15 protein-coding genes are annotated in these 14,361 nt (G+C 54.5%); 14 read left to right on the plus strand and 1 reads right to left on the minus strand.

The window, feature by feature from the left end:
• Positions 1-75: 75 nt before the first annotated feature.
• From gspF to gspN, 9 genes are all read left to right on the plus strand, one after another.
• The gene (gene gspF / locus M0R70_10740) at positions 76-1,296 is read left to right on the plus strand and encodes a type II secretion system inner membrane protein GspF (GenBank protein ID MCK9419842.1); all 1,221 of its coding nucleotides are present in this window, start codon (positions 76-78) and stop codon (positions 1,294-1,296) included.
• A gap of 247 nt (positions 1,297-1,543) precedes the next feature.
• Positions 1,544-1,984: a type II secretion system major pseudopilin GspG gene (gene gspG, locus M0R70_10745; protein MCK9419843.1), complete on the plus strand. Its 441-nt coding sequence runs from the start codon at positions 1,544-1,546 to the stop codon at positions 1,982-1,984.
• A gap of 22 nt (positions 1,985-2,006) precedes the next feature.
• On the plus strand, positions 2,007-2,573 hold the full coding sequence (locus M0R70_10750; GenBank protein ID MCK9419844.1) for a prepilin-type N-terminal cleavage/methylation domain-containing protein: 567 nt from the start codon (positions 2,007-2,009) through the stop codon (positions 2,571-2,573).
• A complete protein-coding gene (locus M0R70_10755) occupies positions 2,570-2,971 on the plus strand; it encodes a prepilin-type N-terminal cleavage/methylation domain-containing protein (GenBank protein MCK9419845.1) in 402 nt (133 codons plus the stop codon). Before M0R70_10750 ends, M0R70_10755 begins: the two co-directional genes overlap by 4 nt.
• 49 nt (positions 2,972-3,020) lie before the next feature.
• Positions 3,021-3,671: a prepilin-type N-terminal cleavage/methylation domain-containing protein gene (locus M0R70_10760; GenBank protein ID MCK9419846.1), complete on the plus strand. Its 651-nt coding sequence runs from the start codon at positions 3,021-3,023 to the stop codon at positions 3,669-3,671.
• Positions 3,662-4,567, plus strand: coding sequence for a type II secretion system protein GspK (locus M0R70_10765; protein MCK9419847.1), 906 nt, complete (start codon positions 3,662-3,664; stop codon positions 4,565-4,567). The genes M0R70_10760 and M0R70_10765 overlap by 10 nt, the downstream gene beginning before the upstream one ends.
• Entirely contained in the window at positions 4,564-5,895 is a 1,332-nt protein-coding gene (gene gspL, locus M0R70_10770) for a type II secretion system protein GspL (protein ID MCK9419848.1), read from the plus strand. The genes M0R70_10765 and gspL overlap by 4 nt, the downstream gene beginning before the upstream one ends.
• 80 nt (positions 5,896-5,975) lie before the next feature.
• Positions 5,976-6,476 (plus strand): type II secretion system protein M, encoded by a 501-nt coding sequence (locus tag M0R70_10775; protein ID MCK9419849.1) that lies wholly within the window; start codon positions 5,976-5,978, stop codon positions 6,474-6,476.
• A gap of 31 nt (positions 6,477-6,507) precedes the next feature.
• Positions 6,508-7,338: a type II secretion system protein GspN gene (gene gspN, locus M0R70_10780; GenBank protein MCK9419850.1), complete on the plus strand. Its 831-nt coding sequence runs from the start codon at positions 6,508-6,510 to the stop codon at positions 7,336-7,338.
• 12 nt (positions 7,339-7,350) lie between these two features.
• Here the strand turns inward: gspN and M0R70_10785 are convergent, their stop codons facing one another.
• Positions 7,351-8,373 carry a hypothetical protein gene (locus tag M0R70_10785; GenBank protein ID MCK9419851.1) on the minus strand — a complete coding sequence of 341 codons (1,023 nt, stop codon included), beginning with the start codon at positions 8,371-8,373 and terminating at the stop codon, positions 7,351-7,353.
• Positions 8,374-8,793: 420 nt separating this feature from the next.
• Here M0R70_10785 and M0R70_10790 point away from each other — a divergent pair, with 420 nt between their 5' ends.
• The 5 genes from M0R70_10790 (at position 8,794) to M0R70_10810 (ending at position 14,357) form a co-directional block, all read left to right on the plus strand.
• A complete protein-coding gene (locus M0R70_10790; GenBank protein ID MCK9419852.1) occupies positions 8,794-9,525 on the plus strand; it encodes a hypothetical protein in 732 nt (243 codons plus the stop codon).
• 210 nt (positions 9,526-9,735) lie between these two features.
• The gene (locus tag M0R70_10795; GenBank protein MCK9419853.1) at positions 9,736-10,923 is read left to right on the plus strand and encodes an ammonium transporter; all 1,188 of its coding nucleotides are present in this window, start codon (positions 9,736-9,738) and stop codon (positions 10,921-10,923) included.
• A gap of 109 nt (positions 10,924-11,032) precedes the next feature.
• Positions 11,033-11,371 (plus strand): P-II family nitrogen regulator, encoded by a 339-nt coding sequence (locus M0R70_10800; protein ID MCK9419854.1) that lies wholly within the window; start codon positions 11,033-11,035, stop codon positions 11,369-11,371.
• Between the two features lie 132 nt (positions 11,372-11,503).
• Positions 11,504-13,087, plus strand: a complete 1,584-nt coding sequence (locus M0R70_10805; GenBank protein ID MCK9419855.1) for a type I restriction-modification system subunit M — start codon at positions 11,504-11,506, stop codon at positions 13,085-13,087.
• Positions 13,077-14,357 (plus strand): restriction endonuclease subunit S, encoded by a 1,281-nt coding sequence (locus tag M0R70_10810; GenBank protein ID MCK9419856.1) that lies wholly within the window; start codon positions 13,077-13,079, stop codon positions 14,355-14,357. The genes M0R70_10805 and M0R70_10810 overlap by 11 nt, the downstream gene beginning before the upstream one ends.
• Positions 14,358-14,361: the final 4 nt, after the last annotated feature.

Consider the following 14,361-nt stretch of genomic DNA (forward strand, 5'->3'; position numbering starts at 1 on the left):
ATCGTCCATCCTCCTAGCGAGTGCAGCGAGCGGTCGTCCATCGTCTCTCATGCAGTTTAGGATTTACAATAAACCATGCCTGTCTACGAATATAAAGGTGTCACGAGCGGCGGCAGGAACGTTTCCGGCGTTCAGGACGGCGAAGGCCTCAAGGCCGTCAAGTCGAAACTCAAGAAAGAAGGGGTCATCGTCCTCGAGATCCGCGAGGGAGCTTCCACGCGGGCGGCCCGTCGCGAGACCTTTTCTTTCACGTTCGGGAGCAGGGTACGGCTCGGCGATGTCGCGAACGCCACGCGCCAGCTTGCCACACTCCTCTCGTCCGGTCTTCCCCTGATGGATTCGCTGTCCATACTCGTGGAGCAGGAGGAAAACGACAGCCTGAGAGGGGCGCTCTCTTCGGTGCGCGACACCGTGCGCGAGGGCGCGACGCTGGCTGATGCGCTCAAGGAAAATCCGAAGGTCTTCTCACCGCTGTACATCAACATGGTCTCCGCGGGCGAGGCGAGCGGGACCCTTGAGATCACGCTTGACCGGCTTGCGGACTTTCTCGACGAGCAGGTACGGTTCCGCGGCAGGATCGCCGCGGCCCTTGCGTATCCCGCGTTCATGACGATCATCGGCCTTGGCATGCTTCTCTTCATTTTCAGCTTTGTCATGCCCCGTATCCTCGGCATGTTCCAGGACATGAAGCAGCAGCTTCCCTTTATCACGCTGGTGCTCCTTGCCGTGGTGCGGTTCCTCTCATCCTACTGGTGGGTGCTTCTGCTTGTCCTGGCCGGCGGCGCGTACTACTTCAGGCGGTACGCGCGAACGCAGGCAGGGAAGGAAAATATCGATGCGCGGCTGCTTCGGCTGCCGGTCTTTGGATCGCTTATCCGCATGATCGCGGTGTCACGGTTCACGCGCACGCTGGGTACGCTGCTCCAGAGCGGCGTGCCCACGCTCGCGGCCCTCGATATCGTAAAGAACGTGATCGGAAACTCGGTGCTTGCGAACGCGGTGCAGAAGGCGCGCGAGAATGTGCGAGAGGGTGAGCCCATCGCCGATCCGCTCCGCAGGAGCGGCCTGTTCCCGCCGGTGGTGGTGCAGATGGTCGCCGTGGGAGAAAAGAGCGGCGAGCTCGAGAAGATGCTGCTCAAGATATCGGATTCCTTCGACCGGACCGTCGAGACACGGCTTACCGGACTCATGGCGCTCCTTGAGCCGGTGATCATTCTCGCCATGGGCCTGATCATCGGGTTCGTGGTGATCGCCATCATGCTGCCGATGCTCGAGATGAGCTCGGGAGTGCGGTGATGCTGTGCTACAGTTCGGAGTTGGGAGTTCGGAGTACGGAAATAAAATGTCGGGAGTCAGGAGAACATCGCTTATCGATCAGTTAAACTGTTTAATTCGAAAAAAATTGTCATACCCGCGAAAGCGGGTATCCAGTATCCAATGAACAACTTGAAAAGACTGGATTCCCATTTACACGGGAATGACGAAAAATGCAATATTTCAACTTTTATTACCGTACCGGTAAAATTTGCATAAAGGAGTTGCTATGAAAAAAAATAGTTCAAAAGGTTTCACCTTAATCGAAATCATGGTTGTTATCATTATCCTTGGCCTGCTCGCCGGCCTCGTGCTGCCGAAGTTTTTGGGACAGGAGGAAAAGGCGAAGGTCGAGGTTTCGAAAACGCAGATCCGGGCTTTGGAGAGCGCGCTCGATGCGTTCAAGCTCGATAACGGGTTCTATCCAGGGTCTGAGCAGGGGCTTGAGGCGCTTATCAAACAACCCGAGATTGGCCGTATTCCGTCGAAGTGGCGGGAAGGCGGTTATCTCAAGCCTGCGCGGATCCCGAAAGACCCCTGGGGCAAAGAGTATGTCTACATCTCACCCGGAAGCGAGAACAGGGAGTACGAGATCATTTCCTACGGTGCCGACAACGAGCCCGGCGGTGAGGGCAACAACGCGGACATCGAGAGCTGGAAGATACAGTAAAGTGCGGAATGCGGAGTGCGGAATGCGGAATGTTATAACAGGAGCGGATGAGGCTTCTCGATGCATCACTCCGCATTCCGCGCTCGCAACTCCGCACTCAAAGGGCTTCACGCTCATCGAGCTCACGGTCATTATCGTGATTCTTGGCGTTATGCTGACGCTGATCATTCCCCGCTTGGGCGAACTCGGCGAGGCGAACCTGAAACGGAGCGCCAGACATCTGTCTAGCACGATACGATTTCTGAAAGACGAGTCTCAGGCGCGGAAGGACGTCTACCGCCTCCGCTTTGATGTCCAGGCAGGGCACTACTGGGCCGAGGTCATGACCCAGACGAACGAGAAGACCGTGGAATTCAAACGGTTCTCTTCAGAGATGGGGTCCGAGGGAAGCCTTTCAGGCCAGACGACATTTCGGGATGTGCGGGTCGGCAGCCATCCCGATGATCCCTATATCCAATTTACTCCGGACGGGTGGGTGGAGAATGCATTCATCTATCTGAAGGACGGCGACGACAAGCCCTTCACCCTGATCGTCAAGCCGCTTACCGGCGATACCGAGCTTCGCGAGGGATATGTGGAGGAGAGATGACCTGGGTCGTGGGTCATGGGTCAAGGGTTAGAGTACAACAAGGCGGTTTTACTCTCCTCGAGGTGATGGTCGCCGTAACGATCATGTCCATGGTGCTGGTGACCCTTCTGGGGCTTCAGAGCAGAACCACCCAGGACGTGAAGCTGGCGGAACATATCACCACGGCGACCATGCTTGCAAAGCGCATGATGGTGGACACCATCGGGACCAAGCCGTTGCAGCCTGTTGAGGATGACGGGGACTTCACGGGCGAGGACAATTTCAGTGACTACGCCTGGAAGAGGACTATTTCTCAGATCCCTCTTTTCGGCGCTGTGTTCATCACCGAGATCCGTGTCGCGGTCCTGTGGACGGAAGGCACGCGGTTGGAAATGGTGGAACTGGTGGACTATGAATAATAGTTCGGAGTTCGGAGTTGGGAGTTCGGAGTGGGAAAAACAGGGCCGGATGAGATGTTCAAATCCGCATTCCGCATTCCGCACTCCGCATTCGAAGGGTTTTACCCTGCTCGAAGTGCTCATCGCCGTGGCGATCATGTCGGGGATCGTGACCGTGATCTATACAAGCTTTTCCACCGCGGGCAGGAATGTAGAGCAGGCGGAGATAAAACGGGACCAGACGGACCTTGCACGGACCCTCGTGTCTAAGCTTTCAAACGATATCACGAATGCTTACTATAACCCGTTGATGACCGAGACGATATTTTACGGCAAGAAATCGACAACAGCTCAGGATGAACAGCGGTACGACAGCATTTACCTCACCACGCTGACGAACTGGCGCAAGCCCGATTCAAAGGAAAGCGACCTGTGGGAGGTGGGTTACCGGTTCGATGAACAACCGGATAAAAGCGCCAGGATCATGGTCCGCAATGAAAAGCGGGAGCTTGGGAAGGACAATCCTCCACCCCTGGAGGGTGGAACAGATTTCGTTATTACCGATCGACTCAAGGGGTTCCGCCTGCGGTATTCCGACGGAATAAACTGGGTCGATGAGTGGGACAGCAAGACCCGCCTCTCGCCGCCGAGGGCGGTGGAGATCGCGCTGGAATTCCCTGATGGTTCGTTCTATATCACGCGGGTGGAAGTGTGGCGGTGATCAGTTTGGAGTTCGGAGTGCGGAGTGACGGAAAAAAATCAGGCTTGATGAAGAACGATCGCGGTGTCGCGCTGATCATCGTTCTCTTGGTGACGGCGCTGCTGATCGCGCTTATCTTTGAGTTTGCCTATGGTACGAGGATAAGCCTTCGCGCGGCCGTCAATTTCCGTGACAGTCAGCGCGCCTACTACCTGGCGCGTTCGGGGGTGAATTTTGTCGGGAGATATCTCGCCGGCAACCTGCAGATGGACCCGGAGACGGGCAAAGACCACAAATATGACAAGCTTGAGCAATTGGAGTGGCAATCAGTGCCGTTCATTCCGGGCAGCGATTCGGAACTCAGGGTGCGATGGGAAGATGAAGCGGGGAAGATAAAGATCACCGACGTGCAGACGAACCCATACAGGCAATCTATGCTGAACAAACTTTTCGAGAATAATGGCATTGACCGCACTGTTTACGATAAAATGACCGATATCAGAAGCGGAATAAAGGATATTGGCTTGCTGACCGGATTGCATCAATATATGAGCGATGAAGATTACCTTAAAGTGAATAATTTTGTGACAACAAGCCAGGTGGATAAGATCGACATTAATACTGCGTCCCCGGAAGTGCTGCAAAGCCTCGGGATAAGCGCAGGAGCGGCCGGCTTGATCATCGAAGCGCGAAACAATGCAACCTTTATTGACCACGCGAAGGTCAGCGAATTCGCCGGCATCAACAACGTCAAGCTGCAGACCACGGACTTGCTCGTTGCGAATTTTTTAACTGAAACAAGCAATGTTTTCAAGGTGTATTCCTACGCAACCGTGGGAGGATACACGAAGCAGGTTGAGGCCGTTATTACGCGGTCAACAACAGGATTTACCGTACAGTACTGGAGAGCGTTGTGAAGATCGTCGGGTTGAACATAGATAAAGGACGGGTGGCCGCGTCGGTCGTCGTGACCGGCTTGCGTCAAACAGAGTTCAAGGAGTCTTTCAACCGCGCCTTTGCCACCGACGCGGAGCTGGTCGACATTCTGAAAGAGAAAGCCGCGGAATGGGCAGGCGCGCGGATCGTCTCTTCGATCCCCGGGCGCCATTTCAGCCAGCGTATCGTCCACTTCCCCTTTGTTGACCGCAAACGCATCGAAAAGGCCCTGCCCTTCGAGATCGAGGACAGCTTGCCGTTTCCTCTCGACGATGTGGAGATCGACCACTTTTCCCTGGACAAGGCGGAAAAGGATAGTGCCAAGAAGAAAGAGGCCACGGTGCTCGGCATCATGCTGTCCAGGGCGGTCCTGCGGCAGCACCTCCAGCTTCTTGCATCGGCCGGCATGGACCCGCAGGTTATCGTACCTTCTTATATCGGCCTCTATTTTGTATCAAGGATGGTCCCTGTTGAGGGGAACGCCGTTCTGATAGACGGCAGTGATCTTTGCACAAAGTCAGGGAACACGGTGACCGCCTGCAGAAGCTTTTCCGAGAGCGGGGCGACAACGGGGATCAGTCATACGCTGAAAGCGCTTGAAATCGAGAGCCACGAGCGGGTGGAGAAAGCATACCTGTTGTCTGCGAATGACCGCTTGAGCGCGGAGCTTGCGGACCTTGGAATAGCGGTGGAGCAGGTCACGCCTGAGTTCAAGGGGAAGAAGGCCGCCGATCCCGTGAGTCTCGGGCTCGCGTTGTCCGAGCAAATCAACTTCCGCAAGGGGGAGTTCGCTTATCGTCTGGTCGATATAGGTATCCGCAAGAGGAAACGCACCCTCATTATCGCGGGGGTTGTGGCAGTGTCGCTTGCCGCGGCGAACTTTGGGGTGAAGTCGTACCTCGTCGGGTCAAGCTACGGGAAACTGAACAAGGAGATCCAGGAGATGTACCGTCAGGTATTTCCCGATGCCAGGAACGTTGCCGATCCAATGCGGCAGCTTCGCACCAAACTCGACGAGGCCAGGAAAAAGTTCGGCGTGCTCGGGGCCGGGACCTCCGCGCTTGACGTGATGAAGGCGGTGACCGAGGGGATTCCCAAGGAAGTACGGGTGAACTTTCAGGAATTCAATCTGGACGGAGACCGCTTGAAGCTCCAGGGTGAGGCGGCATCGTTCGAGTCCGTTGACAAGATAAAGGAACAACTCCAGAAGGCCGCGCCCTTCAGCGACGTAGCCGTGCTTGACACTCGCATGGGAGTTGACAACAAGGTGAAGTTCCGGTTCGAGATCAAATTGAAGCAGACGTTGTGAATATAAATGCGGAGTTCGGAGTGCGGAGTGCGGAATACAAAACACAAAAAACAAATACGTGATTATAGCGGGAGAATTCCTTGAAACTTGAATCACGCGATAAAAAGACGCTTCTCATCGGCGGCGTGGTTGCGGCAATCATCCTGCTCTACGTTTTCGTGGTGTCTCCATTGACCTCCGACCTGGCCCGCAAGCGGGAGCTGATCCCGAAAAAAGAGCGTGACCTGGTGGAGATGGGCGTGCTCAAGGACCAGTACCTTGAGATACAGAAGCGTCTGCAGCAGGCACAGGCCGCTGCCGCGAAGCGCGGCCCCCTGCTGACCGAGATCGAAAACCTCACCAAGCGGGCGAACCTGAGCGGCAAAATGGTATCGCTCAAGCCGCAGGCGGGCGTCCAGACCGAGGCTTTCAAGGAGAGCACCGTCGAGATAAAACTCGACAACGTTACGCTGTACGATATTGTGAATTACGTTTATCAACTCGAGCAGGATGGGCTTCGGATCAAGAAGCTGAATTTCAAGCCCCGATATGATAATCCCAAGCTGCTGAACTCGACGATCCTTGTCTCAAGCGCCGAATAGACATTTAGCTTTTTTAAAACTTTTCCAGGATATGCCAGATAAAAAATCACTCATCCGATGGCTGTCATTTACCGCGTATTTTGTCGCGGTATTTCTGATCTTTCTTCTGCTGCGCTTTCCCTTTGACCGGGTCGGGACAAAGCTGGAATCCGAGGTCCGCCTGCGCACGCCGTTTGAGCTCTCCATAGCACATATTTCACCGCGGTTCTTTAATAGTTTCGTGCTTTCCGACGTGGTCGTTTCGGACAAGGCCGGCAAGATCCTGTTCGAGAGCCCGTCCGTCAGGACCACGGTCTCGCTTCTCAACTTTCTTCGCGGCCGGCTCTCGCTCGACATGAAGGCCAGGGCCTACGGCGGAGAACTATTTGTCAGGACGCAGCTGGGGCAGCCAAAGCAGTACCTTCTGTTTGATGCCAACGAACTGGATATTGGATCCTACGCATTACTGAAGGAGCTTGGTTTCAAGCTTTCCGGCAAGTTGGGCGGGAACTTCGAGATGACCGGCGATTCGGGCAAAGGGAGATTGTGGATCAAGGGATTGACCTCGCGAGAATTGAAGATCAAGGGGTTCTCCATCCCGGACCTTGACTTTGAACAGTGCTGGCTTGATGCGGAGATCAAAGGTGACCGCCTGACGATCAAAAAGCTTGAGCTCGAGGGCAAGGAACTGAAGGTCCGGTGTCTGGGAGACCTGGTCTTGCGAGAGCGCGGCACGATCAACCTGACAATAAAACTCAAGCCGTCGGAGCGGATGGCGAGGGAACAGGAGGGGATCTTTTCTCTCTTGAAGAATAAAGATGCCGAAGGGTTCTACCAGTTCAGTCTTGGCGGCACGCTGTCCGAGCCCCTGCCGAGGCTGTAGCTTTTCGCCCCATCAGAATTTGAACAACAACTCCGCGTAGGTGCCATGCCGGGTGACTGTCACCCAATCGAGGGTTGACTGCGGTGCGGCGCCATCTGCGAAATAGACCGTATCAGTCCCGTTTTCCGCATACAGGTAAAAATAGCGGTACCCTCCCGACAGTTCCACATTCTCCGAAAGATCATACGCCAGCCCCAGCGATGCTTCGTATCCATACCCCTTGTTTGACTTCTGAATAAAATTCGGCGACTGAATCCTGAAATCCGACGGATCCGTGCCTGCGCGCAGGTTCCAGTATCCCTCGCCCTGATAGTTCACATAGGGATAGACCGAGAGCGTGCCGGAATACGAAAAGCCTTTTGCCAGCTCTGTCTGGTGTACGACTCCCGCCTTCAACAAGTCCCAGGAAAAGTCAAAGGTAGAGCTGAGCACCTGGTTCGGTGGGAAGGGCCCGACGGGAGGAAAGTTGGTTCCATCGAATGGCACGGAAACGGTTTGAACGGCGTTGGTCATCTGAAGTTTATCCCCGTAATGAAGAAATCCCAGGACAAAACCCCAGGGGCCCGCCTGCTTATCAGCGAACCGTTTGGTGTTGTAGGTAAAGTTGACGCCCCAGAGCCGTACGGCGCCATCGAGGCTGTTCGTTGATTGCGAAAATGCAATCCCTCCGCCCGATGACGGAAGAAAACGGTCTGTATCCGCTCCCCGGCCTCCCGAGATCGATCCGTATCCATACACTGCATCGAATGCAAATCGTGGTGCTACATTCCCACCTGCGGTCATGATGATCAGTGGACTGTCTATTTTCTTGAAATCCAACTGCGACTCGATCTTCCCCGCGACGCCGGTGCTGGTGGTATAGGGAAAGGATATTTGCCACTTCGCGTCTGCCTGGGTGAACCATCCCTGGAGGCCAACGGCGGAATTGATCTCACTATCCTCATCATCTCGGCCATCGATAAACCCTGCGAATCCGATAAGCGGGAACAGAACAACTATCATGAAAAGAAACAACGCTGCTTTTCTGCTTGTCACGAGCACCTCGCATAACGATGGAACAAAGGGTTACCCCGCAGCGACATCCTACGACGGTTCGAAATCATAGCGGTTAGCAATACCTTTGTCAAGATTTGAATGGGCTGTCTGTCTCCGCTCACGCATAATTTATCTGACATGCCGATGGCCCTTCGTGCCTATTTTCTATGCCAATGATTAAATGCGCATCGTTATGAAATCTTCGTCTACTCACGAGCCGATGCCTCTCACCGTCAAAGCCGGCATGAAATCAACAGGTTCACTGAAAACGAAGGGCGTCACTGCTGTTGGCATGAGCGTTGCAATATGGAATGTCATGAAGATTGTTGCATAGAAGCAAAGCAAGGGCGCCAGAGGCCTTCATTACCATGCCTTATCATGAGGCGGGGAATAATCGTAAAGGGGAAAGAGGAGGATACAATGAAAAAGATCGCGGTAGTTTTAAGTTTCCTGTTTTTAGCAGCAGGGGCGGCCCAGGCAACGCCGTCAACACAGATCTGGATCCCGTCATCGGACATCCAGCCGTTCAATAAGTGGCATATTGGTTTTGATCAGTATATCAAGGTAAAGAAGACCGATGCGGGTACCCGGGAGACGACCGTGGTCAACAACGGGATCACGGTCGGCGTGCTTCCCTTCGAGAAGATACAGGCCGAGGCAGGCATTGACCAGCGCACGGTCAGCCTCGAGCCGTATGATTCCAACCCGCTCTATTACAATGCCAAGATCGGGACTCCTGAAGGCGCCCTTTTCACCGGGTCACCTGCCGTCGCAATCGGCGGCTATGATTTTGGCACCAAGAAGGACCTGACCGATTATAATATTATCTATGGTGTTATCGCGAAAACGCTTGGTGTTGCCGGCCGTTTCTCTGTGGGCTACTACGCGGGGAACGACAAACTTCTTCTCGACAAGAACGGAGAGAAAGACGAAGCCGGGTTGCTCCTGTCCTGGGACCGCACCATGAGCGAGATCTCGGACAAGCTCTGGGTTGCCGTGGATTATCAGGGCGCTGAGAATGGCTACGGCGCAACGAGCTTCGGGCTTGCGTGGAAGTTCGCACCGAACGTCGGCGTCATTGTCGGATACGATATCTGGACGAACGATACGTTGAAGCCGACCGCGACGTTCCAGGTGGATATCGACTTGTAATACACACATTCAGTTGTCATTGATTCAGGGAACTCATTGAAAGGGAGGTTTATCATGAACAAGCTTATTCTATTTTGTTTCTTCATCGGCGCTATCGCATTCAGCGGCCTTACCTATGCCGAAGAAGCGGCTGTCCCTGTTCCGGCGACGGTTGAGGCAGCTCCGGCAGCTGCCCCAGCGCTGAAGATCGATACCGGCGACACTGCCTGGATGATCGTGGCAACGGGGCTGGTCATGCTCATGTCGATCCCGGGTCTTGCGCTTTTTTACGGAGGACTCTCCAAGACCAAGGATTCGTTGAACACCATGGCCATGACCTTCGTGACGTTCTGCATCGTGAGCGTGCTCTGGGTACTGTACGGGTATACGTTTACCTTCGGCGCCGACATCAAGGGATTGATCGGCGGTGCTGAGAAGCTGTTCCTGAAAGGCGTCGGGCCGAACAGCATCTCTGATCTGGCAAAGACCATCCCGGAATACATCTTCATCGCGTACCAGCTCACCTTTGCCGCGATCACCGTGGCCCTGGCGAGCGGCGCGTATATCGAGCGCATGAAGTTCTCGGCCTGGATCATGTTCACGATCCTCTGGATGTCGCTGGTATACCTCCCGGTGGCCCACTGGGTATGGGGCGGAGGATTTTTGGCAAAGCTTGGGGCGCTGGATTTCGCGGGCGGGACGGTCGTCCATATCAATGCCGGTATCGCGGCGCTGGTGGGCGCTTTGGTCCTCGGCAAACGGCGTGAGAAGGCGCTCATCCCGGGCAACCTTACGCTCGTGATTACCGGCGCGGGTCTCCTGTGGTTCGGCTGGTTCGGGTTCAACGCCGGCTCGGCGCTCGCGGCGAACGGACTGGCAGGCGCGGCGTTCATCAACACCAACACCGCGGCAGCGGTCGCGGCCATCGCATGGATGGTCGTTGAATGGATGCACTCCGGAAAGGCAACGGTCCTCGGTCTTGCCTCAGGCGCGGTCGGCGGCCTGGTGGCCATCACTCCGGCAGCGGGATTCGTGAATATCGGCGGAGCGATAATCATCGGCATCGCGGCAGGGGTAATACCATTTTACGCGGTTGCGAAGTTGAAACCCCTGCTCGGGTATGATGACACGCTCGACGCCTTCGGCATCCATGGCATCGGCGGGACCATCGGCGCGCTCCTGACCGGTGTGTTCGCGGACCCGGCCATCAACGAGGCCGGCAGGGGCCTGTTGTACGGAAATCCGGGACAGCTCTGGACACAGATCGTTGCGGTCGGCGCGACGATTCTGTACAGCGGTGTGATGACCTTTATCATCTTCATGATCATCAAGGTCGTCGTGGGTCTGCGGGTCGATGCAGAGGAAGAGAGCGTCGGGCTGGACGAAAGCCAGCATGGTGAGCGGGCGTATAACTTGTAAAAATCCGTAATAGGCGAGGAGTGATGGGTAAGAGGGAAGAGCGAACACCGAACACTGCGATCTTATTACTCATCACTTATTACTTATCACTGTTCAATAAGGAGGCGGTATGAAAAAGATAGAAGCCATCATCAAACCGTTCAAACTTGATGAAGTAAAAGAAGCGCTGAACGCCCTCGGTATCCAGGGCATGACGGTGACCGAGGTGAAGGGGTTCGGCAGGCAAAAGGGGCACGTGGAACTCTACCGCGGCGCGGAGTATGATGTCGCTTTCATCCCGAAGGTGAAGATCGAGGTTGTGGTGGGTGACGGCATTGCGGAAAAGGTGGTGAGCACAATCCAGGAAAAGGCAAAGACCGGCAAGATTGGCGACGGCAAGATATTCATCACGAAGATCGAGGAAATCGTCAGGATCAGGACCGGAGAACGCGGCGAAACGGCGATCTAACAGATCATCATTCATCCTCCCGGGGGTCGGCATGGAGCATTGCATGCCGGCCCTATTTTTATTCGGATGGCACCCCCCAAAAAACTTATCTCTTTTCTTGCCTTTTCCCCGCATTTATAGTACGTTCGCTGCATGGCAAAGAAACTAAAAGACATGGTAAAAAAGAATGCCGGCAGCGCCGCCCTCGGCTTCGAGGCCACGCTCTGGGCCATGGCGGACAAGCAGCGCGGCCACATGGACGCGGCGGAATACAAGCACGTGGTCCTGGGCCTCATCTTCCTGAAATACATCTCCGATGCCTTTGAGGAAAAGCACACAGCGCTTGTTGAGGAAAAGAAAAAGGGTGCTGATCCCGAGGACAAGGACGAGTATCTCGCGGAGAACATCTTCTGGGTGCCTAAGGAAGCCCGCTGGCCGTTCATTCAGGGCAAGGCTAAGCAGCCAAGCATCGGCAAGATCATCGACGATGCCATGGTTGCCATCGAGCGAGACAACACCAAGCTCAAGGGAGTGCTGCCCAAGGACTTCAACCGTCCAGCGCTGGATAAACACCTTTTGGGCGGTTTGATTGATTTGATTGCAACCATCGGGCTCGGAAGCAAAGAACACCGTTCCAAGGATATTCTTGGCAGAGTATATGAGTACTTCCTCTCCCAGTTCGCCAGCGCCGAAGGCAAGAAGGGTGGCCAGTTTTACACGCCCCGGTGCGTGGTAGGCGTCCTGGTCGAGATGCTGGCGCCGTACAAAGGAAGAGTGCTCGACCCTTGCAATGGTTCCGGCGGCATGTTCGTCCAGTCAGAGAAGTTCGTAGAGGCCCACGGCGGACGGGTCGGCGACATCAGCGTCTACGGCCAGGAATCAAACCCCACGACCTGGAAACTTGCCATGATGAATCTCGCCATCCGCGGCATAGAGGCTAATCTTGGTTCCGAGCACGCGGACAGTTTTCACCACAATATGCACAAGGACCTCAAGGCCGATTACGTCCTCGCCAACCCGCCCTTTAATATGTCCGATTGGGGCGGCGACCGTTTGCGCGAAGATGGCAGGTGGAAGTACGGCGTCCCGCCCGCAAGTAATGCAAACTACGCCTGGGTCCAGCACTTCATCCATCACCTTGCGCCGAACGGCATCGCAGGCTTCGTACTCGCCAATGGCTCCATGTCATCGAATCAGTCAGGAGAGGGAGAGATCCGGAAGAACATCATTGAAGCAGATATCGTGGACTGCATGGTCGCAATGCCGGGCCAGCTCTTCTACTCCACGCAGATTCCCGTCTGTCTCTGGTTCATCAGCAGGAACAAGAGAAACGGCAAGGGGCAGGACGGCAAACCCATGCGCGACCGCTCGGGTGAGACCCTATTCATCGACGCTCGCAAGCTTGGTGTGCTGTATGACCGCGTACACCGAAATCTTACAGATGAAGAGATTAAACGCATCGCCGACACTTACCACTCCTGGCGAGGTGATCTGAAAAAGAAGTACGTAGACATGCCCGGCTTTTGTAAGGCAGCCAAGCTCGAAGAAATCCAGAAACACGGCTATGTCCTCACCCCTGGGCGCTATGTCGGTGCTGAGGCAATAGAGGATGATGATGAGCCGTTCGAGGAGAAGATGGCGCGGCTGACTAAAGATTTGGAATCGCAGTTTGCGGAGAGTGCGAAGCTGGAGAAGGCGATACAGAAGAACCTGAAGGGGTTGGGGTATGGCGGGTGATTGGAGTACCGTGACCTTTGATGAAATAATAACCGTGAAACACGGGTACGCCTTCCCTGGCGAGAATATTCGTGAAGAGCCGCTGGGAGATATTCTCCTGACACCCGGAAACTTCGAGATTGGCGGTGGCTTCAAGGCGGATAAGTTCAAGTATTTCGATGGAGAGGTTCCTGACGAATATGTGCTCGAAGAGGGTGACTTGTTGGTCACAATGACGGACCTCAGCAAACAATCGGATACGCTTGGATTCCCTGCCCTGGTTCCGAAAGCCGGTAGCGCGCGTCGATATCTGCATAATCAACGGCTGGGGAAAATACTTGTTAAACCAAATGCTGAGGTAGATAAACGATTCATATATTATCTTCTATGTTCAGCAGAATATCGTCATGAAGTGTTAGCAAGTGCGACGGGCACGTCGATAAAACATACTTCGCCGAGTCGTATCCTTGCATACAAGGCACGCCTGCCAAGCCTGGTTGAACAAAAGTCAATATCTCACATCCTCGGCACACTGGATGATAAGATCGAACTGAACCGCAAGATGAACCAGACGCTCGAAGCCATGGCCCAGGCGATCTTCAAATCGTGGTTCGCGGATTTTGACCCTGTCCGCGCCATAGCCGAAGGCCGTGATCCTGGACTACCCCGCGACCTCGCCGAGCTCTTCCCTGATAGCTTCGAGGATTCGGAGTTGGGCGCTATCCCGAAGGGGTGGAGGGTAGGTATTGTTGATGAGGAGTTTAACCTTACGATGGGACAGTCACCGCCCGGCGAAACTTATAATGATACTGGTGAAGGCTTGCCATTCTTTCAGGGGTGCACGGATTTTGGATTTCGATTTCCGAGCAGGCGTGTGTATTGTACAGCGCCGACACGATATGCTGATAAAGGAGATACGTTAATCAGCGTAAGAGCGCCGGTTGGCGATGTTAACATGGCTGCTGAAAAATGTTGCATAGGTCGTGGCGTTGCAGCCGCCAAACATAAGTCGGGAAGTCGTTCGTATACATTTTATTTCATGAAGTCGATAGATGAAGTATTTGCCCACTTCGAAGCGGAGGGCACTGTTTTCGGCTCAATCTCTAAAAAAGATTTTCATAATATTCAATGCATAATTTCGCCTGCCGAAGTGATAACGGCATTTGAACATTTAGCGTTTTCGATAGATGAGCAAATTGCTAACAACGAGCAGCAATCTGGCACCCTCATTGCCCTGAGAGACACGCTGTTGCCGAAGTTGTTGTCTGGAGACTTAAAGGTACGCACATAGGAGG

This window comes from Nitrospirota bacterium (assembly GCA_023229435.1).
Classification (GTDB): Bacteria; Nitrospirota; UBA9217; order UBA9217; family UBA9217; genus JALNZF01.

Coding starts and splice junctions, on each gene's coding strand:
- gspF (MCK9419842.1), top strand. CDS start 76: ATGCCTGTCTACGAATATAAAGGTGTCACGAGCGGCGGCAGGAACGTT.
- gspG (MCK9419843.1), top strand. CDS start 1,544: ATGAAAAAAAATAGTTCAAAAGGTTTCACCTTAATCGAAATCATGGTT.
- M0R70_10750 (MCK9419844.1), top strand. CDS start 2,007: ATGCGGAATGTTATAACAGGAGCGGATGAGGCTTCTCGATGCATCACT.
- M0R70_10755 (MCK9419845.1), top strand. CDS start 2,570: ATGACCTGGGTCGTGGGTCATGGGTCAAGGGTTAGAGTACAACAAGGC.
- M0R70_10760 (MCK9419846.1), top strand. CDS start 3,021: ATGAGATGTTCAAATCCGCATTCCGCATTCCGCACTCCGCATTCGAAG.
- gspN (MCK9419850.1), top strand. CDS start 6,508: ATGCCAGATAAAAAATCACTCATCCGATGGCTGTCATTTACCGCGTAT.
- M0R70_10790 (MCK9419852.1), top strand. CDS start 8,794: ATGAAAAAGATCGCGGTAGTTTTAAGTTTCCTGTTTTTAGCAGCAGGG.
- M0R70_10795 (MCK9419853.1), top strand. CDS start 9,736: ATGATCGTGGCAACGGGGCTGGTCATGCTCATGTCGATCCCGGGTCTT.
- M0R70_10800 (MCK9419854.1), top strand. CDS start 11,033: ATGAAAAAGATAGAAGCCATCATCAAACCGTTCAAACTTGATGAAGTA.
- M0R70_10805 (MCK9419855.1), top strand. CDS start 11,504: ATGGCAAAGAAACTAAAAGACATGGTAAAAAAGAATGCCGGCAGCGCC.
- M0R70_10810 (MCK9419856.1), top strand. CDS start 13,077: ATGGCGGGTGATTGGAGTACCGTGACCTTTGATGAAATAATAACCGTG.